Genomic DNA, 26711 nt, shown 5'->3' on the forward strand with positions numbered 1-26711 from the left:
AAACGTTTGTTCGGGCCGGGTTGGCGCGACCCGGCCCGTCCGCCCGCCTTGCCACGTATCGTAAGAGGACGAGGACCGTACGCAGCCGGTACGGCGGGCCGACAGCCCGCCGCCCGGCCGTGACCGGCGGATACGTTCGGCTTGTGCCGGCCGGGGAACAGCGCGCTCTGGGGAGGCGACGTGGACGACTACGCGGGTCGGGTGCTCGCCGACCGCTACCGCCTTCCGCTGCCCCCTTCGGACGGGTACGAACTGGCGGAGACGCGGGCGTTCGACACCTACAGCGGGCAGGAGGTCCTGGTCCGCCAGGTGCCGCTGCCGGAGATCGTGGACGCGGAGGTGCTCGACGCGGACGGGCGGGCACCGGCGGCCGGGCGGTCCGCCGAGCGGGCGGTCCGCCGCAGCGCGGACCCCGTGGTCCGGCGGGCGATCGAGGCCGCGCAGGCCGCCGCCCAGGTACCCGACCACCCCCGGCTCGACCAGGTCTACGACGTGTTCGCCGAGGCGGGTTCGCTGTGGATAGTGAGCGAGCTGGTGGCTGCCCGCCCGCTCGCCGCGCTCCTCGCCGAACGCCCCCTCAACCCCTATCGGGCCGCCGAGATCGGCTCCGACGTGCTCACCGCCCTGCGCGTGCTGCACGCCCACGGCTGGACCCACCGCAACATCACCGTGCGCACGGTCCTGGTCTGCGACGACGGCCGCGTCGTGCTCACCGGCCTCGCGACGGGCGCCGCCGAGGAGGCGCTCTGCGGGTACGCCCCGGCGCCGCTGCCGGACGCCGAGCCGGCGGACGGCCCGACGACGTACGGCATCCCCGCCCCCGAGCCCGCCCCGCGGGGGGAGTTCGGCGACGTCCGGCCGCTCCCGCCGGGCGGGAGCGGCGCGCACGGGGGCCACGCGCCCTACGAGGGCGTCGAGGACGTCGAGGAGTACGGGGCGGCGGGAGAGTACGCGGACGTCCAGGAGTACGGGAGCGCCGGGGAGTTCGCGGAGGGCCGGGCGGACGGGAGCGCTCAGGGGTACGCGGACGTCCAGGACGGTCGGGGGTACGCGGACCTCCAGGACGGTGAGGACGGGCAGGAGTACGCCGGGTACGACGGCGGGGGCCGGGAGGGCCGTGCCACCGGCGGGTTCCCGGTTCCGCCGCTGCCCCGGGGGTACGTGCCGCGCGGGGACGGCCGGGAGGGCCGGTACGGTCTGCCGCCGGGGGGAGAGCCGTCCGGCCGGGACGCCGGGCCCTCGCGTGGGCCGGGGCGGACGCCGGACCCGGAGCCCTTCGACGCCTCCGCACCGGGGGAGCCCCGCCGGTCCTCCGCGCCGGAGGCCGCGCAGGAGATCGTCCCGCGTCCCGTCGCGCCCGCCGTCCCGTACACCGCCGTACCGCCCGCCGAGCCGGGCGCGTCGAGCGCCGCCCAGCTGCGGGCCGCCCGCGCCGGAGCCATCGCCGCCTACCGCGCGGGCGCGCGCGCCGCCGCTCGCGTCACCGAGGACCGGGAGGGGTCCGGCCACGCCCCGGCCGGCCTCACGAAGCCCCCGCGGCCGGAGGAGCGCGGAGCGCACCCCGCCGCGCCGGGAGCGCCGGGCGACGCACGCACCGGCCCCGGCTCCGGCAGGGACGCGGACCGCGGCGGACCCGCCACGGACACAGGCCAGGAGACGGGCGCAGGCCCCACCGCCGACGCCGCCGACTCCACCACCGCCGACCCCACCACCGACGCCGCCGACCCCACCACCGACGCCGCCCCCGGCGTCCTCCCCCTCCAGCGCCGCCCCGCCCCCGGCGTTCCCCGCCCGGCGGCCGCCCCCTGGGGCGACCCCGCCGAGGACCCCTACGACGACGAGGACGACGAGGACGACGAGGAGGGCCCCCGGCCGCCGGGCCGGCGCGTCCACCTCGCCGGGACCTGGGACGACGGTCCCGGCGCGGGGCGGCCCGTCCCGGCCGGGGGCTCGGGCGAGGACGCCCTGCGCGCCGACTCCCGGCGGCCGGGCCTGCCGGACCGCCTCCCGAAGCCGCCGGTCCGTACCGCCCCGGACCCGGGCGGGCGCAACGCCCCCCGCGGCTGGGAGGAAGCCGTCGCGGGCGGTCGCGAACCCGCCGTCCACCGGGGCCCCGCCACCCCGCTCGCCGCCGAACGCGCCCGTCAGGCGCGGATAGCCGTCGTCGGAGCCGTCACCGAGCGCTGGGCCCCCGAGCAGGCGGGGCCGGTCCACGAGAACTGGCAGCTCGCCCCGCCGATCGGCCCCTCCACCGACCTGTGGGCGCTCGGCGCGCTGCTGTACCGGGCCGTCCAGGGCCACGCCCCCTACCCCGAGGAGAACGCGGCCGAACTGGTCCAGATGGTGTGCGGCGAGCCGCCCGCCTTCGCGGAGGAGTGCGGTCCGCTGCGGCCCGTCGTCGAGTCGCTGCTGCGCCAGGACCCCACCGAGCGTCCGGACGTCGAGGAGTTGAGCGGCTGGCTCCGCTCGCTGGTGCGCTCCGCGCCGGAACCGGAGGCGGGCGCCGACGTCGTACCGCTGCCCGCGCCCGACGCCGCCCGGCTCCCCATCGTGCGCCGCCGGGGCGAGCTGGTCCGCCGGCGCCGGGGCCGGTTCGGCGGCGGCGCGGCCCAGGGGCGGCACCGCCAGGGCCGGGGCCGCCAGACCGCGAAGCGGTTCGACCGGTCCGATCCTCAGGAGTCGCTGCTGCCGCCCGACCGGTCCGCGCCCATGACCGTGGGGACCTGGGAGGAGGAGCGCCCGGCCCGCGCCCCGCGTGCGCCCAAGGGCCCCCGGGTGCTGCGGGAACCGCCGCGCCGGGGCGGGGAGTCCTCCTCCCCGCGCAACCTGGGCCGGCTGCTGCTCATCCTGATCCTGCTCCTGATGGCCGCGGCCGTCGCGTACGCCGTGCTGTTCCTGCCGAAGCAGGAGCCGGTCGAGGGCGGCGGCGCCCCCGCGTCCACCGGTTCCGCCGCACCGCCCCCGGCGTCGGGCGGGCCCAGCCCGTCCGCCTCCCGGAGCGCCTCCGCCGACACCGGCTCCCAGCAGCCGCAGACCAGCCGGTCGGCCGTCGCGCTGCCCGCCGGCTACGCGCTCCGCAAGGACGCGGAGGGCTTCGAGGTCGGAGTGCCGAAGGACTGGCAGCGCAGCCCCGCCAACGCCGACCGTCAGATCCGTTACGGCAGCGACGGGTTCACCCTGCTCGTCGTGCCCGGTCGGGACACGGTGGCGTCGGGCGGCGGCGATCCGCTGGCCTACCAGCGGGACAAGGAGCCCGAACTCCAGCCGTTCCGGGACTCCAGCTGGTCCTCCTCGTCCGGAGTGCGCCGGGTCGACGTCGGGCGGCAGGCCATGGCCGAGGGCCAGTTCACCTGGCAGGAGAGCGGGGGGCGCGAGGTGTTCGTCCGCAACCTCGCGATGATCGTCGACGGCCGGTACCACGTCATCCAGGTCATCGGCCCCGTCAACGACCGGGACAGGGTCACCGAGGTCTACGAGCAGGCGGTCGCCTCCTACCGGGTGGCCCGCTGACCCCGCGTCACCGCGGCAGCTCCGCCGCGGGGGTTGTGCGAGGGCGACAACCATCACAGTGCGGTCTCGTGGGCGATCCCCCGTTCCGCCCGCTCGCCCCGCCTCCGTAATGTGGCGAATCCGAGGAACGGGGCGGGGACATCACGTGGATCGATCACAGGGCACGGACGCGGGACTGGTGCTGGCGGGGCGTTACCGGCTGGGCGACGTGCTCGGCCGGGGCGGCATGGGCAAGGTCTGGCAGGCCCATGACGAACTGCTGCACCGCACGGTGGCCGTCAAGGAGTTGACCGCCGGGCTGTACGTCGCCGAGGCCGACCGGCTCGTCCTGCACGCCCGGACGCAGAAGGAGGCGCGGGCGGCGGCCCGTATCACGCACCCCGGGGTCGTCACCGTCCACGACGTGATCGAGTACGACCAACGGCCCTGGATCGTCATGCAGTACGTCGACGGGCCCTCGCTCGCCGACGCCGTCAAGGAGAGCGGCGAGCTCGCCCCGCGCGAGGCGGCCCGGATCGGGCTGCACGTGCTCAGCGCCCTGCGCGCCGCCCACAGCGCCGGGGTGCTGCACCGCGACGTCAAGCCGGGCAACGTCCTGCTGGCCCGTGACGGGCAGGTGCTCCTCACCGACTTCGGGATCGCCGCCATCGAGGGCGACTCCACCATCACGCGTACCGGCGAACTGGTCGGCTCCATCGACTACCTGGCCCCGGAGCGGGTACGCGGCGGCGACCCGGGCCCGGCCTCCGACCTCTGGTCGTTGGGCGCCACGCTGTACACGGCGGTCGAGGGGGCCTCCCCGTTCCGCCGTACGTCCCCGATCTCCACCATGCAGGCGGTCGTCACCGACGAGCCGCCCGCGCCGGTCAACGCCGGTCCGCTCGGATCCGTGATCACCGCGCTGCTCCGCAAGGAGCCGGAGGACCGGCCCACGGCCGCGCAGACCGAGCAGATGCTGCTGGACGCCATGGAGGGGCGCGAACCCCGGGCCGCCCAGGCCCATGTGCCCACCCAGCGCTACCCGGAGGAGTCCCGGTACGGCTACCGGGGCCCGCACGGCTCCGACGCCCCCGCCGGCCCGCCCGGCTCCGAAGGGGCCACCGCCCGACTGCCCGGAGCGGCCTCCGCGGCCCCGCACGCCGCCCCGGCCCCCGTCCCGGACCGGGCGCCCCCGGCCACCGCCCCGGCGACCCGGCGCGCCGGCTCCCGGTGGCGCACGGTGCTCGCCGTGGTCGTCGCCGCGGCCGTCCTCGGCGGCGCGGCCGGGCTGATCGCGATGAAGTACGGGGAAGGGTCGGAGACCCCCGGCGCCACCCCCGGCGCCCCCCGTGGCGGCACGGCCGCCGGGAGCACGCCGTCCGCGCCCGCCGCCCCACCGGAGACGGACGCCCCCGCATCGGGGACGTCCGGGACGCCCGAGGGCTGGACCCGGGTCGACGACCCGGCGGGCTTCAGTCTGGTGGTGCCCGACGGCTGGACGCGGCAGGTACAGGACGGCCAGATCGACTACACCCCGGACGGCGGGGCCCACCGCATCCGCATCAGCGTCGACCCGGATCCGGACTTCGACCACCCGTACCTGCACATGCAGAGCATGGAGGAGCAACTCTCCGAACGGCTGCCCGGCTACCGGCGGATCGGGATGGAGGAGAACACCTTCCGCGACCGTCCCGGCGCCCTCTGGGAGTTCACCTGGAACGAGACCAAGGACCACGCGGGACCCCGGCACGGCATCGACCAGATGTACTACGGCGGCCCCGGCGGGCCCGAGTACGCCCTGTACCTGACCGCCCCTCAGGACAGCTGGGCGGAGAGCCGCGAGAAGTTCGACATCATGCTCCGGAGCTGGCGCGCCCCCCGGGCCCGGCAGTGACCCCGGCGGCGGCCCCGCGCCGCGTCGGCCCGGGCACGCGGCCTTCGGCGCCGCGTCGGGACCGCCGTACGGTCACGGCTTCGTACCTGCCGCCCGTTCCAGGTGGTGCCGGACCCGGCGGGTGATCCAGGATGATGGGCATGACAGATCACGGGGGACGGGCCCACGAGCCCACCAGCTACGGACTCCAACCGCCGCACGCGCCGGGCGGCTTCGGCGCACCGCATCCCGCGCCCCCGGCGCCCATCCCCTCCCCGACGGTCCCGGCGAGCGCCCCGGCCCCTGCGGCGAACCGGATGGTCGGCGGGCGCTACCGGCTGCTCGCCCGGCTCGGGCACGGCGGGATGGGCACGGTGTGGCGGGCCCACGACGAGGTCGTCGACCGCGAGGTGGCCGTCAAGGAGCCCCGCGTACCGGAGCACCTGGGCGAGCGCGAGCACTCCACCGTGTACGAGCGCATGCGGCGCGAGGCGCGGACCGCCGCCCGGATCGACCACCCCTCCGTCGTCACCGTCCACGACGTGGTGATCGAGGACGGCAAGCCGTGGATCGTCATGGAGCTGGTGCGCGGCCACTCGCTCGGCGACCGCCTCCAGGAAGGCACCCTGGACCCCCGTGAGGCGGCCAGGATCGGCCTCGCGGTCCTCGACGCGCTGACGGCCGCCCACGCGATGGGCATCCTGCACCGGGACGTCAAGCCGGACAACGTCATGCTCGGCGCCGGCGACCGGGTCGTCCTCACCGACTTCGGGATCGCCCAGGTCGAGGGCGAGCAGCGGCTCACCGAGACCGGCGCGTTCATCGGCTCGCCCGAGTACATCTCCCCGGAGCGGGTCCTCGGGCAGCGCCCCGGACCGGAGTCGGACCTGTGGTCGCTGGGCGTCCTGCTGTACGCGGCGGTCGAGGGCATGTCCCCGTACCGCCGCTCGCACACCCCCGCCACCCTCCAGGCCGTGCTGTCCGCCGAGCCGCAGACGCCCGCCCGGGGCACGGGCGCGTTCGGCACGCTCGTGATGCAGCTGCTCCGCAAGGACCCGGCCGCGCGCCCGCCGGCCTCCGAGGTCCGCCAGGTGCTCCAGCAGCTCGCGGCCCCCGCTCCGGCCGCCTCCCCGTACGCGGCTCTCACCGCGGGCGCGGGCGACGGCAGCAAGTGGGTGCCGCCGGTGCTGCACCGCAACTGGGCCGCGCAGTTCGCCCTCGGCGGTGGGGCGCTGGCCGTGGTGGTCGCACTCGTGCTGGTCCTGCTGAACCCGTTCGCGGGCGACGGGCCGCCGGAGGGCTGGCAGGTCCGGCCGGAGAACGAGGTCCTGTCGGCGGACGTGGCGGTGCCGGAGGAGTACAAGAGGTCCCAGAACGACAGCGGCGAAGTGGTCTGGTACACGGACCCCAGCGGCGTCTTCGAGATCGACTTCTGGCACCTCGCCCTGAAGGGAGACGGCCCCACCGACGAAGACCCGGGGGCCGACAAGGCGGCGCTCAAGCGGCACTACGAGAAGGGCGGGTCCGGCACCACGGAGATGAAGGAGGTCTCCGTCACGTCCGAGGACACCACGCACCAGGGGCGGAAGGCGTTCGAGATGGACATCGTGTACGTCCCCTACGGCTCGTCCGACGACGACCCGCTGCGCCACCGCTTCCGGGAGCTGCTGATCCCCGGCGAGAAGAAGAGCGACCCCTACTGGAAGGTGCGGGTGCGGATGCCCGCGAAGGGGCAGGCGGCGAAGGACGGCGAGGCGATCTTCGACGAGGTCGTCGAGGGGTTGAAAATTCACTCCCCCTGAGCGCCGCGCGCCGACCGCCGCCCGGCGGTCGGCCGCAACGCCACTGATCAGCGGTTATGTCGCCAGCGATCACTGGCTGGGTTGAGGGGTGCGGCGCGCGGCGGTGGCGGGTCCTGTGAAAAACTGTTACCCACGGGTACCCAAAGGCTCCGGCGGGACATACTCTCGGCCCCATGACGGACTCGCAGGCCCCTGACGCCCCTCTCGGTACCAACCCCGTGGCGGTCGCCCCCGCCGGCGTGCGCACGGCCGCCGACGTGGTCACCCCCGAGGTGATCGCCCAGCTGACCCGCGGTGTCGTCGGGTCGGGCCGTACGGCCAACCACACCCCCTTCACCGGGGAGAAGCTGGCCGACCTGCCCGAGTCCACCCCCGAGGACGTCGCCACCGCCTTCGACCGGGCCCGCGCCGCCCAGCCCCTCTGGGCCGCCGTCCCCGTACGGCAGCGGGCCGCGATCCTCCTGCGCTTCCACGACCTCGTCCTCAGCCGCCAGTCCGAGGTCCTCGACCTCATCCAGCTGGAGACCGGCAAGGCGCGCCTGCACGCCCACGAGGAGGTGCAGGCCGTCGCCGTCGCCGCCCGCCACTACGGGCGCAAGGCCGCCGCCTACCTCAAGCCCCGCCGCCACACCGGCGTCGTCCCCACCCTCACCAAGGTCACCGAACTGCGCCAGCCGCGCGGGGTCGTCGGACAGATCGCCCCCTGGAACTACCCGCTGGAGCTGTCCGTGGGCGACGCGCTGCCCGCGTTCGTCTCCGGGAACGCCGTCGTGATGAAGCCCGACACGGAGACCGCGCTCACCGCCCTGTGGGCCCGCGACCTGCTGATCGAGGCCGGACTGCCCGCCGAGGTCTTCCAGGTCGTCCTCGGCGAGGGCCCGGTCGTCGGCCCCGAGGTCGTCGCCCGCGCCGACTACGTCTCCTTCACCGGCTCCACCCGTACCGGCCGCGAGGTCGCCGTCGGCGCCGCCTCCCGGCTGGTCGGCGTCTCCCTGGAGCTCGGCGGCAAGAACGCCATGCTCGTCCTGGAGGACGCCGACGTGGAGAAGGCCGCGGCAGGAGCCGTCCGCGCCTGCTTCTCCTCCGCCGGACAGCTCTGCATCTCCATCGAGCGGCTGTACGTCCACGAGTCGGTCGCCGACGACTTCGTGCGGCGGTTCGCCGCCCGGACGCGCGCCATGCGGCTCGGCAGCTCCCTCGCCTACGGGGCCGACATGGGCTCGCTCGTCGGCGAGCGCCAGCTGGAGACGGTCGTCCGCCATGTCGAGGAGGCCGTCGAGAAGGGCGCGACCCTCGTCGCCGGCGGGGTCGCCCGCCCCGACATCGGCCCCCTGTTCTACGAGCCGACCATCCTGGACGGGGTGGAGGCCCCGATGGCCGTCTGCACCGAGGAGACCTTCGGGCCGGTCGTCTCGATCTACCGCTTCAGCGACGAGGACGAGGTGGTCGCGCTGGCCAACGCCACCCCGTACGGCCTCAACTCCAGCGTCTGGACCACCGACTCCCGGCGCGGCCACGAGGTCGCCGCCCGGCTGCGCACCGGCACCGTCAACATCAACGAGGGGTACGCCCCCGCCTACGGCAGCGTCCAGTCCCCGATGGGCGGCATGAAGGACTCCGGCCTCGGCAGGCGGCACGGCTCCGAGGGCATCCTCAAGTACACCGAGGCCCAGACCGTCGCCCAGCAGCGGCTGATCCCGCTCGCGCCCGCCTTCGGGATGGACGACGAGAAGTACGCCGCGTTCATGACCCGCAGCCTCAAGGCGATGAAGGCGTTCCGACTGCGCTGAACCCGCAGGCCGCCGCGTGCCGGGGCCGCCCCGGGGCGCGGCCCCTCCGGCCGCTCCCGGGGCCGGGGTCGGCCCGTCCGGCCGTGTCCGGGCCGCCGCCGGGCCCGCCCCGGCCGCCGCACCGTCCGCCCTTTTCGTACCGATTCCGTTCCGAGGAGTGCCATGTCCCAGGTCAGCCCTGCCCAGAAACAGGCCGTGCGCCATGTCCCGGCCGAGGACGACGCCGCGTACGACTACGACGTGCTGGTCGTCGGCTCGGGCTTCGGCGGCGCGGTGACGGCCCTCCGGCTGACCGAGAAGGGCTACCGCGTCGGCGTCCTGGAGGCGGGCCGCCGCTTCACCCGCGACACGCTCCCCAAGAACTCCTGGGACATCAAGAACTACCTCTGGGCCCCCGCCCTCGGCCTCTTCGGCCTCCAGCGCATCCACCTGCTCGGCAACGTCATGGTGCTCGCCGGGGCCGGCGTCGGCGGCGGATCGCTCAACTACGCCAACACCCTGTACGTGCCGCCCGCCCCGTTCTTCCAGGACCGCCAGTGGGCCTCGATCACCGACTGGCAGGACGAGCTGAAGCCGTACTACGACCAGGCCCGCCGGATGCTCGGGGTCCGCCTCAACCCGACCATGACCCCCTCCGACGTCCACCTCAAGGCCGTAGCGGAGACCATGGGCGTCGGGGACACCTTCCACCTGACCCCGGTCGGCGTCTTCTTCGGCGACGGCAAGGACGCCGACGGCACCGCGAAGGCCACGGCAGGCGACACCGTCCCCGACCCGTACTTCGGCGGCGCGGGCCCCGACCGCACGGCCTGCACCGAGTGCGGCGAGTGCATGACGGGCTGCCGCCACGGCGCGAAGAACACGCTGAACGAGAACTACCTCCACCTCGCGGAGCAGGCCGGAGCGGTCATCCACCCCATGACCTCCGTCGTCGCGGTCACCGACGACGCCCGGGGCGGCTACCGCGTCCTGACCGTCCCCACCGACCGCCGCCGCCGGGCCAAGCCCGCCAAGCTGCGCGCTCGCAAGGTCGTCATCGCCGCCGGAACGTACGGCACCCAGACCCTGCTGCACACCATGAAGGACCGGGGGCTGCTGCCCCGGATCTCCCCGAAGCTCGGCGAGCTGACCCGGACCAACTCCGAGGGGCTGGTGGGCGCGCAGACCAGCGACCGCCGCTACCGCAAGAAGCACGGCGTCCCCAAGGCGGACTTCACCCGGGGCGTCGCGATCACCTCCTCGATCCACCCCGACGAGAACACCCACATCGAACCCGCCCGCTACGGCAAGGGCTCCAACGCCATGGGCTCGCTGACGATCCTCCAGGTGCCCTACGGCGGCCACCGGGTCCTCGGCTGGCTCGGCAACGTGGCCAAGCACCCCGTCCTCGCGCTCCGTTCGCTCTCCAACCACCGCTGGTCCGAGCACACCATCATCGGGCTCGTCATGCAGTCGCTGGACAACTCCCTGACCACGTACCGCAAACCGGGCGGCATCGGGAAGGGCCTGCTCACCGCCCGCCAGGGCCACGGCGCCCCCAACCCGGTCCAGATACCCGACGCCACCCGGGGCGCCACCCTGCTCGCCGAGGAGATCAACGGCTTCCCCGGGTCCAACATCGGCGAGCTGATGGGCACCCCGCTCACCGCCCACTTCCTCGGCGGCTGTCCGATCGGCGCGAGCGCGGAGGAAGGCGTCATCGACCCGTACCACCGCCTCTACGGCCACCCCGGCATCAGCGTGGTCGACGGCTCCGCGGTCTCCGCCAACCTCGGCGTCAACCCGTCCCTGACGATCACCGCCCAGGCCGAGCGCGCGATGTCCTTCTGGCCCAACAAGGGCGAGGCGGACCCGCGCCCGGCACAGGGCGAGGCGTACGAACGGCTCACCGCCGTCGCCCCGCGCACGCCCGCCGTGCCGAAGGAGGCGTTCGGCGCGCTGAAACTGCCGTTCCTGGGCATCCCCGTGGTGCCGCCGAAGGGGACGGCGGAGGCCGGGAAGGAGGTGGAGGGCGTGGGGGACACCCCGGTATCCCACCCGTGACCGTGCCTGGTCCGGGGCGCGCGCACCCGCCCGTGCCCCGCCCGGGAGCCGTGCCCAATCCGTGATCTTCCTCCGGGCAACCGTTCGGGGAGCCGCGCGGTCGAACCCGTACCGCGTTCACCGCCGCAACCACCGCAGCAGCCGCAGGGCCGCTGCCGGGCGGCACGGCCCCGCCGAGTACCAGAGGTTTCGATGACACGCTTGTCCCCGGGAACCGCGCTGCGCCGCGCAGCGGGTCCGCTCGCCGCCGCGGGCCTGCTGGCCGTGGCCCCGCTCGCCGGGGCGGCGGCCCCCGCACAGGCCGCCGGTCCCCCGGCGGCCACGCTCGGCGGCCCTCCGGAGACCGATCTGCACCCGTACCCGGCCGACGGCGGGCCGAAGGCGTCCACGATCGGGATCACCCTCGACGCCCCGGCCGCCGGGGAGGGGAGCGGCTTCGGGGGAGACCTCACGCTCACCTTCGACCTCCAGGGGGTCGCGGGCGTCGCCGACGTGGCGTTCGACGGCGGGGCGGGGCCGGACTGCGAGGTCACGGGCGCGAAGGCGGTCTGCGAGGACCGGCGCGTCCGGCCGGGCACGCGGTCCGTCGCCGACCTCGTCGTCACCGCCGCCGCCGGGAGCGCGACCGGCGACAGCGGCACGATCACGGTGAGCGGCGAGGCGGAGGGCGCCGCGCTCGCGCCGTTCACCACGCGGGTCACGGTCGGCGGCCCCGACCTCGTGATGGAGGAGCTGCCGTTCCGGACGGAGCTGACCCCGGGCGACCGGCAGCAGGCCCCGATCACCTTCGCCAACCGCGGCGCCGGGGACGCCGACGGCGTCCTGCTCACCCTGCGGTACACCCGCGGGCTGGACATCCCCCAGCGCTACTCCAACTGCCGGTACTCCGAGGGCGGCCCGGAGCTGCCGGACTTCGGCTGGACCACGGCGCTCTGCTCCGTGGAGGGCGTGTTCGAGGCGGGCGGGACGTACACGCTGGCGACCCCGCTGACCATCGAGGCCACCGACCGCGCCTACCACGACACCTTCCTCTACCGCGTCGAGGACGCCGACGGGGCCCGGCCCGCCCGCGCGCTCCTGGAGCCCGGCGACGTGCTGACAGCGGTCCCGGTGAAGGCCCCGACGCGGCGGACGACGGCGCGCAACGCCGACCCCACCCCGCACGACAACCAGCGCGAGGCCGACTTCCGCACGGAGAACACGGCCGACTTCGCGGCCTACGGCGACCGGGTCTCCGGGGCCCGGGGCGCCACCGTCACGGCCCGCATCGGCTTCCGCAACGAGGGCCCGGCCTGGATCGGCCACATCCGCTCAGGCGAGGAGGTCGCCGTCGTCGACTTCACCGTCCCCCGGGGCGCTTCGGTCGTCGGGAAGCCGGACCGCTGCCGGGGGGTGACCGCCGCCGGCGCGTACCGGGAGGACCGGACGGGCCCCGCGCCGCGCTACCTCTGCCCGACCTCGGCGGCCGTACGCGACGGTGAAGGGCTCGACCTGCCGTTCGAGCTGCGGATCGACGAGGTCCTGATCGGGGCGGAGGGCGAGGTCGCCGTCCGGGGCCCCCACGCAGGCGACCCGGCGCTCCCCTTCGACCCGGCCCCCGCCAACAACACCGCCCGGCTGGTCCTCAACGCCGGGGACGGCGGCTCCGCGCCCGGCGGTACGGGCGGTGGCGCGGGCGAGCCGTCCACCCCGCCGATCTCGGCCCCGGCCCCGGAGGAGAACCCGTCCGGCGCCCCGGGCCCCTCGGCCTCCACCGCCTCGGGCGCAGGCGCGACGGGCACACCCGGCGGTTCCGGCTCCGGGGACGGCCTCGCCGCGACGGGATCGGCCGCCGGGACGGTCGCGGTCGCGGCGGCGGTGGCGCTGGCGACGGGTCTGGCGCTGGTCGCGGCGGCACGGCGGCGGGCAGGCCGGCACACCTGACCCCTCCGAGCCGGAGGGGGTGCGGCGGAGGAGGGAGCGGGCCTCCGCCCGGAGACGTTCCGATGCGGCCGGCCCCGGGCGTCCCCGGGACCGGCCGCATATGGGGTGACCGGCCTGCTGTCCCCTGCGGACCGGTCACATACGCCGGAATGCGGTCCCACGACGCACCTGCGGTGCGTCACACGTCCCGGCGGAGCCACGCGTGGTTTTCCTCTCGACGCCGCCCCTGGGTGGCACGGACACCGGGAACAACGAAGGCACCGCGCTCCCGGTCACGCACCGTACGGGTGAGAGGGCTCCCGAACGCAGATACGCCCCCGCCCCGCCAAGCGGAGAACCGTTCCCTCGACGGGGCCCGCGAGGACCCGCCCGCGCCCCGTCGGCCGCCCCCCGGGGGGCCGGAGAGCCCGGGCCGGGGCGCCGGTTCTCCACCGCCGGTCTCCGCACGAGGGGCCGGAGGGCCCCGCCCCCGGCCCCCGCGCGGGCCGTCCGCGCCCGGGGCCCTCACACCCGGCCGCGGCACAGCTCCAGGAGCGTCATCGCCAGCGCGGTGCCCGGCCGGCCCAGCGCGTCCCTGTAGTGGCCGAGCACGGCGGTCTCGCGCGACAGGTTGACCCGGCGGCCGCCGGAGGCGATCCGCGCCTCCTGGATCACCGCCGAGACGGCCATCCGTTCCTGGACGAGGCCGATGATCCGGTCGTCGAGGGCGTCGATGCGCTCCCGGGCCCCGCCGATCAGGGCGGCGGCCTCGTCGGTGCGGGCGCCGGTCCGCTCGGCGGGGGCGGTTTCGGCGGTGGCAGCGGTGGCGGCAGTGGTGGCAGTGGTGGCAGTGGTGCTCATGGTGGTGACTCCCGGTGGGCCGGTGGTGGACGACGGCCCCCGGGGCGAACGGACCCGGACACGCGAGACGCCCCGGGCCTGATGGCCCGGGGCGCCTGGAACGTTGCTTGTCAGTGGCTCAAGCAGCACGACCATGGCAGCCGGCGGGCCGGATGCCATAGGTAAAGACGAAGGTCGTGTGCTGACGCATGGACCCAGTATGGCCCGCGCCGGCGGCCCCGCCGCCACCGGGCCCGCATCGTGAGACGCCGGCGGCCGCGCAGGCGCGGACGGCGGCCCGGGCGGGTATGCGCGCACGGCCGGTAGAATCGGAAGAACCGACCCCCATCACCACCGCCGGAAGGCCGCTCCCGTGCCAGCAGCACCCCCCGCCGCCCCCGACGCCACGGCCGACGTGGTCCTCGTCGTCGACTTCGGCGCGCAGTACGCCCAGCTCATCGCCCGCCGCGTCCGTGAGGCCCGGGTCTACAGCGAGATCGTCCCGTCCACCATGCCGGTGGCGGAGATGCTGGCCAAGAACCCCCGCGCGATCATCCTCTCCGGCGGCCCCTCCTCGGTGTACGCGGAGGGCGCGCCCTCCCTGGACCGCTCGCTGTTCGAGGCCGGGGTGCCGGTCTTCGGCATGTGCTACGGCTTCCAGCTGATGGCCACCACGCTCGGCGGCACGGTCGACGACAACGGGGCCCGTGAGTACGGCCGTACCCCGCTGCACGTCGCCAAGGCGGGCTCGACGCTCTTCGAGGGCACGCCCACCGAGCAGCCGGTGTGGATGTCGCACGGCGACGCCTGCTCGGCGGCGCCCGAGGGCTTCACGGTCACCGCCTCCACCGACGTGGTCCCGGTCGCCGCCTTCGAGAACGACGAGAAGAAGCTGTACGGCGTCCAGTACCACCCGGAGGTCATGCACTCGACCCACGGCCAGCAGGTCCTGGAGCACTTCCTCTACCGCGGTGCGGGCATCGAGCCGAACTGGACCACCACCAACGTGGTCGAGGAGCAGGTCGCCCTCATCCGTGAGCAGGTCGGCGACAAGCGCGCCATCTGCGGCCTCTCCGGCGGCGTGGACTCCGCCGTCGCGGCCGCCCTCGTCCAGAAGGCCATCGGCTCCCAGCTGACCTGTGTGTACGTCGACCACGGGCTGATGCGCAAGGGCGAGACCGAGCAGGTCGAGAAGGACTTCGTCGCCGCGACCGGGGCGAAGCTGAAGGTGGTCGACGCGGAGAAGCGCTTCCTCGACGCCCTGGCCGGGGTCTCCGACCCGGAGCAGAAGCGGAAGATCATCGGCCGCGAGTTCATCCGCGTCTTCGAGCAGGCCCAGCTGGAGATCCTCCAGGAGGAGGGCCCCGAGGTCGCCTTCCTCGTCCAGGGCACGCTCTACCCGGACGTCGTCGAGTCCGGCGGCGGCACCGGCACCGCCAACATCAAGTCGCACCACAACGTCGGCGGCCTCCCCGACGACATCGAGTTCCAGCTCGTCGAGCCGCTGCGCCAGCTGTTCAAGGACGAGGTCCGCATGGTCGGCCAGGAGCTGGGCCTCCCCGAGGAGATCGTCCAGCGCCAGCCGTTCCCCGGCCCCGGCCTCGGCATCCGCATCGTCGGCGAGGTCACCAAGGAGCGCCTGGACCTGCTGCGCGAGGCCGACGCCATCGCCCGCGAGGAGCTGACGGCGGCCGGTCTGGACCGCGACATCTGGCAGTGCCCGGTGGTCCTCCTCGCGGACGTCCGCTCGGTCGGCGTCCAGGGCGACGGCCGCACCTACGGCCACCCGATCGTGCTGCGCCCGGTCTCCTCCGAGGACGCCATGACGGCCGACTGGTCGCGCCTGCCGTACGAGACGCTGGCGAAGATCTCCACCCGCATCACCAACGAGGTCGCCGACGTCAACCGCGTCGTGCTCGACGTGACGAGCAAGCCGCCGGGGACGATCGAGTGGGAGTGACCCCTCCCGCCCCCTGAGGAGCAGGGGCTCTACGGCCCCGCTCCCGGGGGTCCGGGCCCACGCCGATGCCGTCGCCCGTTCGTCCGGGCGGCGGCATCGTCGTACCCGTACCGCCGGGGCCGCCCCTAATTCCCTGGCGTCGCCCCCGCCCGCGTGCCAGGCTCCTCCCTCATGTCCGCCGAAGAAGTCCGCGCCCTCCTCTCCGCCGCCGGCAACGACCGGCTCACCTGGAACACCCCGCTCTCCGAGGAGCACGCCGCCCGGCTGATCGCCGCCTGCGATCCCGCCCCCGGTTCCCGGATCGTCGACCTGGGCTCCGGGTGGGGCGAGCTGCTGATGCGGCTCGTGGAGGCCGCGCCCGGGTCCGCCGGGGACGGGGTCGAGACCGACCCGGCCGCGGTGGCGCGCGGGCGGAGGCTCGCGCGGGAGCGGGGGCTCGCGGAGCGGGTGCGGTTCCACGAGGCGCCCGCCGCCGAGTGGGCCGAGGACGGCTACGACCTCGCCGTCTCCATCGGCTCCTCGCACGCCTGGCCCGGCGGCACGGCCCGGGAGTCGACCGGGAACGCCCTCGCCGCCCTCGCCGCCACCGTGCGGCCCGGCGGACGGGTGCTGTTCGGGGAGGGGGTCTGGCAGCGCGAACCGGCCCCCGAGGCGCTGGCGGGGCTCGGGGCCCGGCCCGGGGACTACGGCTCGCTGCTGGAGCTGATCCGGCTGGCGGAGTCCTTCGGGCTGCGCGCGCTCCAGGCCACCGTCGCGGACGAACGCGAATGGGACCTCTTCGAGTCCGAGGGCCCCATCGGGCGCGGGCAGCGCTGGGCCCTGGAGCACCCGGACCATCCGCTGCACGCCGAGGTGACGGCCGAGGTCGACGCCCGCCGCACCGGCTACTACGGCGGCTACCGCTCCTCCTTCACCCTCGCCTACCTGGTGCTCTCCACCTGATCCCGCGCGACGGCGCCCCCCTTCCACCGTCCCCCGCCCGGAGAACGAGGCCGTCGCGCGCACCCGCTCCGCGCACGGCCGGCCGCCGGGCGCGCCGGGGAGCCGACCGGGCCGAGACCGGCTCGGCGGCGGCCCGGCGGCCCGGATCGACCCCCAGCCCCTGCGGCAGCGGATCGGTCGAACGTTTTGACGACACCCGCCCCCGGCCCGCCCCGATGCGCGGCCGGCCTGCCCGGTACGGCACAATTCGCTGATATCGCGGGTGAGTTGGCTGGACGGGCCGGGAAAGGGCGTAATCCTCCGTGGCGTTGGACGAAGCAAAGGCGAACGGCACGCACGGTGGCGGCTGCACGTGCGGCGACTGCCCGCACGGGGCGCGTCGCGGGCATCGGCGCGCGGTCGCCGCGTTCCTGGCCAAGCGCGACGAGCTGGCGGCGGGCCGGGGGCTGCCCGCCGGGGTCGCCCAGTCGCCCTCCGCCTCCCGGCAGTGGGTCTCCGACGAGCTGACCGGCTCCGCCCGCACCGTCGCCGAGCGGGCCCGGGAGGCGGGGGACGCCTGGCTCCACCAGGTCTGGCGGACCACCCTGTTCGCCGTGGGGGGCGCGGTCGGCGCGCTGCTCGTGGGGACCTGCGCCACCGCGGTCGGGGCGGGCTGGTCCACCGCGCGCACCGCCGCCCTGCTCGCCGCCCTCGTCACGGCCGCGCTGCTCACCGCCGCCGCCCGCTACCACCGCGCCCGGGGCGGTCTGCTCGCCCCGCTGATCGGGGAGGACAACCGGCTCTCCACCTCGCGGACGGTCGCCGCCGCCTGGGTGCTGCTCGTCGTCTTCGCGGTCCTCGTCCTCGCCCTCCAACTGGCCGGGGCCTCCGATCCGGACGAGCGGGACGCGTTGATCGAGGGGCTCGACCTCGTACGCTCCGCCGGGCTCGTCGCCGTACTGGCGCTGGTGTGCGCGGTCGCCGTCGTGGTGCGCCGCGTGGTGACCGTACGGGTGCTGGGCCGGCGGCTCCAGAAGCTGCGCGCGGACCGGCCGCGCGCCGCCGACCTGCTCACCGACGACTCCGGACGCGGGTCGTTCACCGATGTGCAGTACGTGCTGGTCAGCGCCGTCGCCGTGCTGTTCGCCGCGGTCCGCCTGGCCCGCCGTCCGGAGCAGGTGCCCGACCTGCCGTGGGGGCTCGCGCTGCTGGTGGCGGTCTCGGCGGCGACCTACTTCGCCGGGAAGTACGCGGAGGGCGGCCGGCCGGTCGTGCTCTCCGTCGTACGGGCCCGGGAGGCGGGGGACCTGGACGCCCCGATCCGGACCGGCGACGACATCGAGATCCGGGGCGCGGGGTTCGTACCGCCCGGCGCGGGCACCCCCGACCGGCTGGCCCGGCTCGTCGTCCGGATCGGGACCGTCCACGTCCACGTCCCGCTGGTCCCGGTCGCCGGGGGCTTCGCCAACCCGACCGACACCGTCCTCACCGTGCCCGTCCCGGTCGAGGTCGAGCCGGGCACCGTGGACGTCCAGGTCATCACCGCCGCCGGGGTGGAGACCGACCGCGTCCCGATCGACGTCACCGACTGACCGCCGCCGCGCCCCGGACGCGTTCCGCCGCCGACCGCGTCCGGCCCCTGGTGAGCGACGCCTGGAAGGCGTACGTAGGGTCGGAACGACGGGAATCCGGGAAGTGGGGCAGAGACGATGAACGGTTACGGCGGCGGATCGTACGGTCTGGGCGGGCGCAGGACGCTGAAGGAGCGGGCGGCCACGTACGCCCTGCTGCCGCTGCGGGTCTTCCTCGGCGTCACCTTCGTCTACGCGGGGCTCGACAAGCTCACCGACAGCGCCTTCCTCTCCGCGGACGGGGCCGGATCGATCGGCGAGCTGATGCGCGGGGTGCGCGACTCCTCCGCGGTCCCCGCCCTCGTCGACCTGGCGCTCAAGAGCCCCGAGGGCTTCGGCCACGCCATCGCGATCGGTGAACTCCTCGTCGGCCTCGGCACCCTCGTCGGCCTCTGGACCCGGCTCGCCGCGCTCGGCGGAGCGCTGATCTCGCTGAGCCTCTGGCTGACGGTGAGCTGGCAGTCCACCCCGTACTACTACGGCAACGACCTGCCCTACCTGATGGCGTGGCTGCCGCTGGTGCTGGCGGGCGCCACCGTGTTCTCCGCCGACGCCTTCCTCGCCTCGCGCCGGCGCCGCACCCTGTAGGAGGCCCAGGTCACCGCCGCGGCCAGCCCCAGGCCGCCGAGGAACAGCGGCAGGAAGAACGTCCACGGGGCGTCCCAGGCCCCGGCGGCGTCGGCGGCGTACCCGCCGGCCAGGGCCAGCATCACCAGGCCCGCCACCGCGCGGCCGGGCCGGAACTCATGACGCAGCACGGGTGACCTCCACCTGTCCGATGCCCACTTCCACGAGCAGCTCGATCGTTCCGGCCGGTGGCGCACCGGACGGCGGCGGCAGCGTGCGCTCGGTCGCCCGGCCGTCGTCGATCCGGACCTGGACCCGCTGCCCGTCCTCCAGCCGGACCTCCCCGAGACGCGCCTGGGCCCGCACCTTCACCGTCGCGCCCTGCGGAACGACGACGGCCGCCCGGCCCGCCGCCACATCGAGACCGGTGCGTACGGTCCCGCCCTCGGGGACCTTCACTCCGGACAGGTCCAGCCGCGCGTCGCCCGTGCTCAGCTCGTAGTGCTGGAGCACCGCGCTCACCGAGGCGGGACGCCACTCCCGCCGGCCCCACGAGGTGTCGATCTCCTTCGGCAGCGCCGACGCACCCGCCAGGAGACCCGCCGTGACCAGCGCCGCGAAGACCGTGCCGAAGCCGGTCCGCCCCAGCGCCGAGGCGACCAGCAGACCGAGTCCGAAGACGGCGAGCGCGGCGGCCAGACCGATCTGCAGAGCGGTGCCCAGCGGCTGCTGGTCCCAGCTCAGCCCGGCGCCCAGGCCGCCCGCCACCAGCGCCGCCAGGAAGACCGGGCCGCCGATGGAGCGCGGCCCGCGCGGCGCGGACGACGGAGACGGCGTCCGGAACGGCGCGTCCGGGCTGGGCCGCCCCGCCTTCATCCCGGCGCGCGCCGCCCCGGCGTCCGTGTCCGGCGGCCCCCACAGGTAGTCCGGGCCCATCGCCCCGGTCGTGCCGTCCTTGACGATCGGATCCCGCCACCACGACGGACTGCCCGGCTGCGGCGGGGCCTTCACCTCCGGCGGCGGTGCGCCGAGCCCCCCGGTGTGCGCGGGGCCGGCCGGGGCGGCAGGAGCGCCGGGCGGGGCCGCCGGGTCCTCGGGCGCCGACGACCGGGGGGACTGCGTCCACACGGAGAAGCCGACCACGGCCACCGCCAGCAGCGCGGCGAACGACAGCATCCCCCGGTTGTGCAGCATCGAGAGGAACAGCCCGCAGCCGATCAGCGCCAGCAGCAGCGCCACCAGGGCGGCTCCGTCGACCCGGCCCGACAGCAGCTTGCGCGCCTCGTTCTCGTCCTCGCCGTCGGCGGGGAGCAGCAGCCAGGCGAAGCCGTAGAAGATCAGGCCGACGCCCCCGGTCACCGACAGGACGCCGAGCACGATCCGGAAGACCACCGGGTCCACGTCGCAGTACCGGCCCAGCCCGCCGCACACCCCGGCGACGACCTTCTGGCGCGGGGTGCGCCGCAGCGTCGGCTTCGGCGCTTCGGGGGGCGCGACGCCGGGGGCGGCGTTGGAGGGAGCGGTCATGTGTCCATGGTGACGGGCCGGACCGCCCGCCGGGGCCCGCCCCGACCCTGGACGGTCCCTGATATTGCCCGCGTACGCCCCGGAAGGGCCGGGGCCGTGACCGTGGCTGCGGGCGGCGGGCTGTGACCGGCGGGCGGTAGGTGGCGGGTGGCGGGCTGCTGGGCGGTGTCCGGACGGGGCGGGGCGCGGACGGCGGGCGCACTCCGCGACGCGGGGTCGCCGATCACGCCGGGGCGTACGCGCCGGACGCGGGGACCGGGGGCCGGCACCGGGGCGGGCGCGGGGGAGAGCCTCAGGGTCACTTCGGGGGCCGACCCTGATGCCGCCCCGCGCCCGTGCGTGTGACGATCGGGGTATGCCAGCCGCCACCGCCCGAGCCGCCAGCTCCCTCGCCGCCGAGCCGGAGGAGCCCGCGCCGCGCAAGCTCTACCGCAGCGCCGACGGACGGCTGCTCGGCGGCGTCGCGCGCGGGCTCGCCGGGCACCTCGGGCTGCCCGTCGCCTGGGTGCGGCTCGTCTTCCTCGGCCTGTTCGTCACCGACGGCCTCGGCGCCCTGCTCTACGCGGTGTTCTGGATCGTCGTCCCGCTCGGCGTCGGCGGCGTCGAACCCACCCGTTCCGTGTTCGAGACCTCTCCGGAAGGCCGCCGCAAGCTCCGCAAACCGGACAAGGGGCAGGTCTTCGCGCTGGTCGCCCTGGCGGTCGGGGCCGTCGCGTACTTCGTCAACGTCGACATGGGCGGCGAGACCGGCCGCTACATCTGGCCCACCCTCCTGATCGGCGCGGGCTCCGTGCTGGTCTGGCGGCAGGCGGACAACGCCCGCCGCGCCCGCTGGATGGAGGTCGGCCGCAACCGCAAGCTGCTCCACCTGGCCCGGGGCCTGGCCGGGGTCGCCCTGGTCGGCCTCGGCCTCGCGGTCTTCCTCGTCGTCCGCGGCTCGGCCGCCCAGCTCGGCAACCTGCTCACCGCCGCCATCGCGGTGCTGACCGGCATCTTCCTGCTCGCCGGCCCCTACCTGGTGCGGATGACCCAGGACCTCTCCGAGGAGCGGCTGATGCGCATCCGCGCCCAGGAGCGGGCCGAGGTCGCCGCCCACGTCCACGACTCCGTGCTGCACACCCTCACCCTGATCCAGCGCAACGCCGACGACGGCGGCGAGGTCCGACGCCTCGCGCGCGCCCAGGAGCGCGAACTGCGCAACTGGCTCTACAACCCCGAGGGCACCGGCAAGGACGAGGACGAGGAGCCGGCGACCCTGGCCGAGGCGGTCAAGCGGGCCGCCGCCGAGGTCGAGGACAAGCACGGCGTGCCCCTGGAGGTCGTCGTGGTCGGCGACTGCCCCCTGGACGAGAAGCTGGCCGCTCAGCTGCAGGCCGCGCGCGAGGCGATGGTCAACGCCGCCAAGTACGGTGGCGAGGGCGGGGCGGTGCAGGTCTTCGCGGAGGTCGAGGGAGGCACGGTCTTCGTCTCCGTCCGGGACCGGGGCCCGGGCTTCGACCTGGACGAGGTTCCCGCCGACCGCATGGGCGTACGAGAATCAATCATCGGCCGGATGCAGCGCAACGGCGGGACCGCCCGGCTGCGTTCGGTGCCCGGCGGAGGCACCGAGGTCGAGCTGGAGATGGAGAGGGCGAGCGAATGACCGAGAACACCGAAGCCACCGGGGGCCCGGAGCGACGGGTACGGGTCGTGCTCGTCGACGACCACCGGATGTTCCGCACCGGGGTGCAGGCGGAGATCGGCCGCACCGAGGAGACCGGCGTCGAGGTGGTCGGCGAGGCCGCCGACGTCGACCAGGCGGTCACCGTGATCACGGCGACCCGCCCCGAGGTCGTCCTCCTCGACGTCCATCTCCCGGGCGGCGGCGGCGTCGAGGTGCTGCGCCGCTGCGCCCCGTTGATGGGCACGGCCGAGGACCCGGTCCGCTTCCTCGCGCTCTCCGTGTCGGACGCGGCGGAGGACGTCATCGGCGTCATCCGGGGCGGGGCGCGCGGCTACGTCACCAAGACGATCACCGGCGCCGATCTGGTGGACTCGATCTTCCGGGTCCAGGAGGGCGACGCGGTCTTCTCGCCCCGGCTGGCCGGCTTCGTGCTGGACGCCTTCGCCTCCACGGACGCCCCGCCGGTCGACGAGGACCTGGACCGCCTCACCCAGCGCGAACGCGAGGTGCTGCGGCTGATCGCGCGCGGCTACGCGTACAAGGAGATCGCCAAGCAGCTGTTCATCTCGGTGAAGACGGTCGAGTCGCACGTCTCGGCGGTGCTGAGGAAACTCCAGCTCTCCAACCGGCACGAGCTGACCCGCTGGGCGACGGCGCGCCGACTGGTGTGACGGGCCTGCCCGGGCGGCCCGGGCCCGGGAGCCGTCCCGGTCCCGGCGGCCGTCCCGGGCCGGTCTCGGCCCTCACCCCGGGTGCGGCCCGGGGGCGAGCGAGATGTTGAGCTTCTCGCCGATCCGGCGGTAGCCGATGCCCGCGTAGACGCGTTCGACGTCCGGGCCGCCCGGTTCCAGCCAGACCGTCCGGCAGCCCTGGTCGAAGGCCCGCCGCGTCAGCCAGGCGGAGAGCGCCGCCCCGACGCCCCGGCGGCGGAAGGGGGCGGCGACGGCGAGCCCGGCCAGTTCGCTCAGCCCGTCGATCGCGGGCGAGCAGCCCCCGGCTGCGGCGGGCGCCCCGTCGAGGACGGCCAGTGCGGCCACCCCGTCCCCGGCGGCCGCGTCGCGCAGCCACTGGGCCATGCCGGCGTCGGGGTCGCCCTCGCCGCCGAAACCGTGGTGCTGGACGCGGGCGGCCTCGGTGAACTCCGCGTCGGTGGCCGGGACGGCGATGCGGAGGCCGTCGACCGGGCGCGGCGTTCCGAGGCCCTCGGGGACGCAGGCGAGCAGCGGGGCGCGGTTCTCCACGGTGAAACCGGCGGCCAGCAGGGCCGGTTCGACGGCCGGGGCCCAGGCCGGCAGGAACTCCAGCCGGGGGAGCCGCTCGTGCTCCCCGAACGCGTCGACCAGCGCCGCCACCTCGTCCGCCGTGGGCTCCGTTTCCCGGTCGGGGATGGCGTAGTTGGCGTACTTCAGTTCCCAGCCGGGGTTGTGCCGGACGGTGAACGGGCCCACTCGGTAGTGGGACGGGGAGCGCAGCGCGAGCGCCCGGGCGTACTCCTGGACGGCGGTCGCCAACGTCATACGGGAGTTCCTTCGGCGGGAGATCGGGACAGGTGGGGCGGACTATGCCACCCGGGTCGCCCCCGCGAAAGGCATCTGGTCGATGGGTGCGATGCGGACCGGTGCTCCCGGGCGCGGGGCGTGGATCATCCGGCCGCCGCCGATGTAGAGGCCGACATGGCTGATCCCGGAGTAGAAGAACACCAGGTCGCCGGGGGCCAGTCGGGAGCGCGGGATGCGCTGTCCCGCGTTGATCTGGGTGTAGGTGGTGCGCGGCAGGTCGACTCCCGCCGCCTTCCAGGCCGCCTGGGTCAGACCGGAGCAGTCGAAGGCGTTCGGGCCGGTCGCCCCCCAGACGTACGGTTTGCCGATCGCGCCGTGCGCGAAGGCGATGGCCCGGCCCGCCCGGGAGTCCGGGGCGGCGACCGGGCCGCCGCGAGCGGTGGAGCGTTCGGCGCGGGCGGGGCCGCCGCCGTGCCGGGCGTCGGCGGAGCGCTCATGGGCGGCGCGCTGCTCGGCGGTCAGGGTGGCCAGCAGCTTCCGGGCGTCCGCCAGCTTGGTGCGGATCGCGGTGCGGTGTTCGCGCAGTTCGGCGCGGCGGGCGGCGAGGCGTTCGTTCTCCCGGTCGGCCCGGGCCTTGACCCGGGTGATCTGGGAGACCTGCCGTTTGATGGTGCGCAGCAACCCCGTCTGCCGGTCGCCCGCCCGGTCAAGGTAGGAGGCGCGTTCCAGGTAGGCGTCCGGGTCGGAGGAGAGCGCCAGTTGCAGGGCCGGGGCGAGGGTGCCGGAGCGGTACTGCGCGGTGGCCAGCGAACCCAGGGCGTGCCGGGAGGCGTTGAGACGCGCGGTGCGGCGGGCGGCCTCGTCGGCCAGGGCGTCCACGGCACGGGTGGCGGCGTCCGCCTCCTCCTTCGCCCCGTTGTACTTCTCGGTGGCGACCTCGGCGTCGTGGTAGAGCCGGTCGACCTTCGCCCGGACCTGGGCGGCGGCGGGGGCCGGCTCGGCGGGGGCCGCGCCCGCCGGGGCGACCGAGCCGGCGGTGGCGGCCCCGGCGAGCGCCAGGGTGGCGGCGGTGCGGGCAGCAGAGCCGGTGAGCGGGCGCTGCTTGGGTTTTCGATGGGCTGACCTGCGGTGTGCTGCCACGGGGGCGGCATCCTTCCTCTCGGCTGCCCGCCGTGAAGGGCGGCGGGTCCGGGAAGGACGCTAATCCCGGCGCGAGGAAAAGAAGCGTCATGACAGCTATTGCCCTGATGTGACGTTTCGCCGCGCACAGGTGATCACCGATGTGCCCCTGTGCCGGGCCGGTCGATACCGGAGAGCGTCCCCGGGGAAGGCTTACCTCAATGGAAGGTAAAACCTTGGCCATGGCTAGGCTCCGGAGCTATGGACGTACTCATCAATGTTGTCGTCGCCCTGCACGTCATCGGCATCGCCTCCCTGCTGGGCGGCTTTCTGACCCAGATGAAGGCCGTGGGGGAGGGGGCCGTTCGGTTCGGCCCCGCGATGCTCCACGGTGCGCTGACCATGCTGATCACCGGCATCGCCCTGGTCGGCCTCAACCAGGCCGACGACCAGGCCGTCAACAACGTCAAGATCGGCGTCAAGCTGGCGCTGCTGGTCGTGATCCTGGCCCTGGTCTACGTCAAGCGCGACGAGGAGAAGGTCGACAAGGGCGTGTTCATGGCGGTCGGCGGGCTGACCGTCGCCAACATCTTCATCGCCACGGTCTGGACCTGAGAAGGCCGGGGCGGGCCGGCCGTGTCCGGGCCGCCCCGCCCCGCGTAGGCCGTGCCCGGGCCGCCCCGCCCCGCACCCCGGGGCGGGGCGGCTACGCCGGTCGCACGCTCCCGTAGATCGGCATGGAGTAGATCGACTCCTCGCGCACGTTCGCGCCCGGCTTCGGGGCGTGGATCATCATCCCCTCGCCCCGGTAGATCCCGACGTGGCTGATGTCGTCGTAGAAGAAGACCAGGTCGCCCGGTCGGAGGTCGGCCGTGGCGACCCGCGTGCCGAACTCGACCTGGTCCCAGGTCGTCCGGGGCAGCGCCACCCCCGCCTCCCGCCAGGCCGCCTGCGTCAGCCCCGAGCAGTCGTACGAGGACGGGCCCGTCGCCCCCCACACGTACGGCTTCCCGATCTGGGCGCGGGCGAAGGCCAGCACCTTCTCCGCCTTGGCGGCGTAACCGCTGTCCGTGCCGGAGCCGGAACCCGTGCCCGTCCCGGAACCCGTGCCCGTCCCGCCGCCCGAGCCGTCGCCGGACCCTTTCGCCGCCTCCTCGCGGGCCTTCTCCTCGGCCGCGGCCCGCTCCTTCGCCTCGGCGGCCTGCCGGGCGGCCAGCCGCGCCGCCTTCTCCCTGGCCTCGGCCTCCTTCTCGCGCTCCAGCTCCGCCAGCCGCGCCTTCTCCTCGGCGGTCAGCCGGGACAGCAGGCCGCGCGCCTCGGTGAGCTTGCTCTGCACGTCCTTCTTGCTGGAGGCGAGGGTGGCCTGCGTCTCGGTGAGGGCCTCCAGGCTCTTCACCGCCTCCGCGCGCTTCTTCGCCGCCGACGCCTGCTGCGTACGGAACTCGCTCACGGCCCTCTGCTGCCGCTCCGTCGCCCGGTCCATCAGCCGGCTCTGGTCGAAGTACCCCTGCGGGTCGTCCGCCAGGAAGAACGTCGCCGTGGGCGCGATGCCGCCGCTGCGGTACTGGGCCGCCGCGTAGGAGCCCAGCGCCCGGCGGGCCTCGTTGATCTCCTCGGTCCGCTTCGCCACGTCGGAGAGGAGCGCGTCGACCTTCTTCTGCTGCGTCCCGGAGGCGGCCTTCGCCCGGTTGTACTCCTGGGTCGCGGCCCCCGCCTGCCGGTAGAGGGCGTCGACCTTCTTGCGGACCTCCTCGATCGCGGGCTTCGGCTCCGCGGGCGCGGCCGCGGCGCTCTGCGTGGAGAGCAGCGTCACGGAGGCCAGCGCGGCCGTCGTCAGCCCGACGGCGGGGGTGGTGGAGCGCACCTTCGTACGCGGTTTGCGATGCGATGCCACGACCGGCATCTCCTTCCGTGGACCGCCTACCGGGTTAGCTGTCGGGTTCGGACGGAACGGAAGGCTGTCCTACGGTCCGCGCGCCGGGGCGCGGACCGATTCACCCCGGTTCTGCGTGTGGGTCCCCGGTTCCGAACGGCCGGGGGGCCGGGACGGATTCGGCGGAGGCGACCGTCGGGCGCGGTTCGCCC

19 protein-coding genes and 1 riboswitch are annotated in these 26711 nt (G+C 75.1%); of the genes, 13 read left to right on the plus strand and 6 right to left on the minus strand.

What is annotated here, in order from left to right; genetic code table 11:
* The first annotated feature begins 180 nt into the window (after positions 1–180).
* The 6 genes from ACH4K1_RS02465 (at position 181) to ACH4K1_RS02490 (ending at position 12920) form a co-directional block, all read left to right on the plus strand.
* Positions 181–3510 (plus strand): protein kinase, encoded by a 3330-nt coding sequence (locus ACH4K1_RS02465; protein WP_398085674.1) that lies wholly within the window; start codon positions 181–183, stop codon positions 3508–3510.
* 145 nt (positions 3511–3655) lie between these two features.
* A complete protein-coding gene (locus tag ACH4K1_RS02470; RefSeq protein WP_398085676.1) occupies positions 3656–5383 on the plus strand; it encodes a protein kinase in 1728 nt (575 codons plus the stop codon).
* 140 nt (positions 5384–5523) lie between these two features.
* A complete protein-coding gene (locus tag ACH4K1_RS02475; RefSeq protein WP_398085679.1) occupies positions 5524–7164 on the plus strand; it encodes a serine/threonine-protein kinase in 1641 nt (546 codons plus the stop codon).
* A 173-nt stretch (positions 7165–7337) separates the two neighbouring features.
* Positions 7338–8954 carry a succinic semialdehyde dehydrogenase gene (locus ACH4K1_RS02480; RefSeq protein WP_398085681.1) on the plus strand — a complete coding sequence of 539 codons (1617 nt, stop codon included), beginning with the start codon at positions 7338–7340 and terminating at the stop codon, positions 8952–8954.
* Positions 8955–9116: 162 nt separating this feature from the next.
* The gene (locus ACH4K1_RS02485) at positions 9117–10997 is read left to right on the plus strand and encodes a GMC oxidoreductase (protein WP_398085684.1); all 1881 of its coding nucleotides are present in this window, start codon (positions 9117–9119) and stop codon (positions 10995–10997) included.
* A 192-nt stretch (positions 10998–11189) separates the two neighbouring features.
* A complete protein-coding gene (locus ACH4K1_RS02490) occupies positions 11190–12920 on the plus strand; it encodes a peptidase (RefSeq protein ID WP_398085686.1) in 1731 nt (576 codons plus the stop codon).
* A gap of 504 nt (positions 12921–13424) precedes the next feature.
* Here ACH4K1_RS02490 and ACH4K1_RS02495 read toward each other — a convergent pair.
* Positions 13425–13760, minus strand: a complete 336-nt coding sequence (locus ACH4K1_RS02495; protein ID WP_398085687.1) for a chorismate mutase — start codon at positions 13758–13760, stop codon at positions 13425–13427.
* Positions 13761–14112: 352 nt separating this feature from the next.
* On the opposite strand from ACH4K1_RS02495, the gene guaA reads away from it, so the two are divergent.
* The 4 genes from guaA to ACH4K1_RS02515 all read left to right on the plus strand — a co-directional run bounded on the left by guaA (position 14113) and on the right by ACH4K1_RS02515 (position 18839).
* The gene (gene guaA / locus ACH4K1_RS02500) at positions 14113–15699 is read left to right on the plus strand and encodes a glutamine-hydrolyzing GMP synthase (RefSeq protein ID WP_398085689.1); all 1587 of its coding nucleotides are present in this window, start codon (positions 14113–14115) and stop codon (positions 15697–15699) included.
* Between the two features lie 171 nt (positions 15700–15870).
* Complete coding sequence (locus tag ACH4K1_RS02505; protein WP_398085692.1) at positions 15871–16641, plus strand: SAM-dependent methyltransferase; 771 nt, start codon at positions 15871–15873, stop codon at positions 16639–16641.
* Between the two features lie 302 nt (positions 16642–16943).
* Entirely contained in the window at positions 16944–18212 is a 1269-nt protein-coding gene (locus ACH4K1_RS02510; protein WP_398085695.1) for a hypothetical protein, read from the plus strand.
* Between the two features lie 117 nt (positions 18213–18329).
* Complete coding sequence (locus ACH4K1_RS02515; protein WP_398085698.1) at positions 18330–18839, plus strand: DoxX family protein; 510 nt, start codon at positions 18330–18332, stop codon at positions 18837–18839.
* Here ACH4K1_RS02515 and ACH4K1_RS02520 read toward each other — a convergent pair.
* Together ACH4K1_RS02520 and ACH4K1_RS02525 are read right to left on the minus strand one after the other, a co-directional pair.
* Positions 18746–19009, minus strand: a complete 264-nt coding sequence (locus ACH4K1_RS02520) for a hypothetical protein (RefSeq protein ID WP_398085700.1) — start codon at positions 19007–19009, stop codon at positions 18746–18748. The genes ACH4K1_RS02515 and ACH4K1_RS02520 overlap by 94 nt on opposite strands.
* The gene (locus ACH4K1_RS02525) at positions 18996–20345 is read right to left on the minus strand and encodes a PspC domain-containing protein (RefSeq protein ID WP_398085703.1); all 1350 of its coding nucleotides are present in this window, start codon (positions 20343–20345) and stop codon (positions 18996–18998) included. The genes ACH4K1_RS02520 and ACH4K1_RS02525 overlap by 14 nt, the downstream gene beginning before the upstream one ends.
* 355 nt (positions 20346–20700) lie before the next feature.
* On the opposite strand from ACH4K1_RS02525, the gene ACH4K1_RS02530 reads away from it, so the two are divergent.
* Together ACH4K1_RS02530 and ACH4K1_RS02535 are read left to right on the plus strand one after the other, a co-directional pair.
* A complete protein-coding gene (locus tag ACH4K1_RS02530; RefSeq protein WP_398085705.1) occupies positions 20701–21987 on the plus strand; it encodes a PspC domain-containing protein in 1287 nt (428 codons plus the stop codon).
* Positions 21984–22679, plus strand: coding sequence for a response regulator transcription factor (locus tag ACH4K1_RS02535; protein WP_228993263.1), 696 nt, complete (start codon positions 21984–21986; stop codon positions 22677–22679). The genes ACH4K1_RS02530 and ACH4K1_RS02535 overlap by 4 nt, the downstream gene beginning before the upstream one ends.
* 72 nt (positions 22680–22751) lie before the next feature.
* Here the strand turns inward: ACH4K1_RS02535 and ACH4K1_RS02540 are convergent, their stop codons facing one another.
* On the minus strand, positions 22752–23525 hold the full coding sequence (locus tag ACH4K1_RS02540; protein WP_398085708.1) for a GNAT family N-acetyltransferase: 774 nt from the start codon (positions 23523–23525) through the stop codon (positions 22752–22754).
* A 42-nt stretch (positions 23526–23567) separates the two neighbouring features.
* Positions 23568–24647: an NlpC/P60 family protein gene (locus tag ACH4K1_RS02545; protein ID WP_398085711.1), complete on the minus strand. Its 1080-nt coding sequence runs from the start codon at positions 24645–24647 to the stop codon at positions 23568–23570.
* A gap of 240 nt (positions 24648–24887) precedes the next feature.
* Between ACH4K1_RS02545 and ACH4K1_RS02550 the strand changes: the two genes are divergently transcribed.
* A complete protein-coding gene (locus tag ACH4K1_RS02550) occupies positions 24888–25241 on the plus strand; it encodes a hypothetical protein (protein ID WP_398085713.1) in 354 nt (117 codons plus the stop codon).
* 91 nt (positions 25242–25332) lie between these two features.
* Here ACH4K1_RS02550 and ACH4K1_RS02555 read toward each other — a convergent pair whose 3' ends face one another.
* Positions 25333–26529: an NlpC/P60 family protein gene (locus ACH4K1_RS02555; protein ID WP_398085715.1), complete on the minus strand. Its 1197-nt coding sequence runs from the start codon at positions 26527–26529 to the stop codon at positions 25333–25335.
* Positions 26528–26694, minus strand: a riboswitch (cyclic di-AMP (ydaO/yuaA leader). Its footprint overlaps the gene before it by 2 nt.
* Between the last annotated feature and the right edge of the window lie 17 nt (positions 26695–26711).

The sequence above is a fragment of the Streptomyces sp. NPDC017448 genome (assembly GCF_044330565.1).
Taxonomy (GTDB): domain Bacteria; phylum Actinomycetota; class Actinomycetes; order Streptomycetales; family Streptomycetaceae; genus Streptomyces.

What these genes read in the sequence shown, in the direction of transcription:
- ACH4K1_RS02475 (WP_398085679.1), top strand. Translation starts at nt 5,524, where the DNA reads ATGACAGATCACGGGGGACGGGCCCACGAGCCCACCAGCTACGGACTC.
- ACH4K1_RS02480 (WP_398085681.1), top strand. Translation starts at nt 7,338, where the DNA reads ATGACGGACTCGCAGGCCCCTGACGCCCCTCTCGGTACCAACCCCGTG.
- ACH4K1_RS02485 (WP_398085684.1), top strand. Translation starts at nt 9,117, where the DNA reads ATGTCCCAGGTCAGCCCTGCCCAGAAACAGGCCGTGCGCCATGTCCCG.
- ACH4K1_RS02490 (WP_398085686.1), top strand. Translation starts at nt 11,190, where the DNA reads ATGACACGCTTGTCCCCGGGAACCGCGCTGCGCCGCGCAGCGGGTCCG.
- ACH4K1_RS02495 (WP_398085687.1), bottom strand. Translation starts at nt 13,760, where the DNA reads ATGAGCACCACTGCCACCACTGCCACCACTGCCGCCACCGCTGCCACC.
- ACH4K1_RS02505 (WP_398085692.1), top strand. Translation starts at nt 15,871, where the DNA reads ATGTCCGCCGAAGAAGTCCGCGCCCTCCTCTCCGCCGCCGGCAACGAC.
- ACH4K1_RS02515 (WP_398085698.1), top strand. Translation starts at nt 18,330, where the DNA reads ATGAACGGTTACGGCGGCGGATCGTACGGTCTGGGCGGGCGCAGGACG.
- ACH4K1_RS02525 (WP_398085703.1), bottom strand. Translation starts at nt 20,345, where the DNA reads ATGACCGCTCCCTCCAACGCCGCCCCCGGCGTCGCGCCCCCCGAAGCG.
- ACH4K1_RS02530 (WP_398085705.1), top strand. Translation starts at nt 20,701, where the DNA reads ATGCCAGCCGCCACCGCCCGAGCCGCCAGCTCCCTCGCCGCCGAGCCG.
- ACH4K1_RS02535 (WP_228993263.1), top strand. Translation starts at nt 21,984, where the DNA reads ATGACCGAGAACACCGAAGCCACCGGGGGCCCGGAGCGACGGGTACGG.
- ACH4K1_RS02540 (WP_398085708.1), bottom strand. Translation starts at nt 23,525, where the DNA reads ATGACGTTGGCGACCGCCGTCCAGGAGTACGCCCGGGCGCTCGCGCTG.
- ACH4K1_RS02550 (WP_398085713.1), top strand. Translation starts at nt 24,888, where the DNA reads ATGGACGTACTCATCAATGTTGTCGTCGCCCTGCACGTCATCGGCATC.
- ACH4K1_RS02555 (WP_398085715.1), bottom strand. Translation starts at nt 26,529, where the DNA reads ATGCCGGTCGTGGCATCGCATCGCAAACCGCGTACGAAGGTGCGCTCC.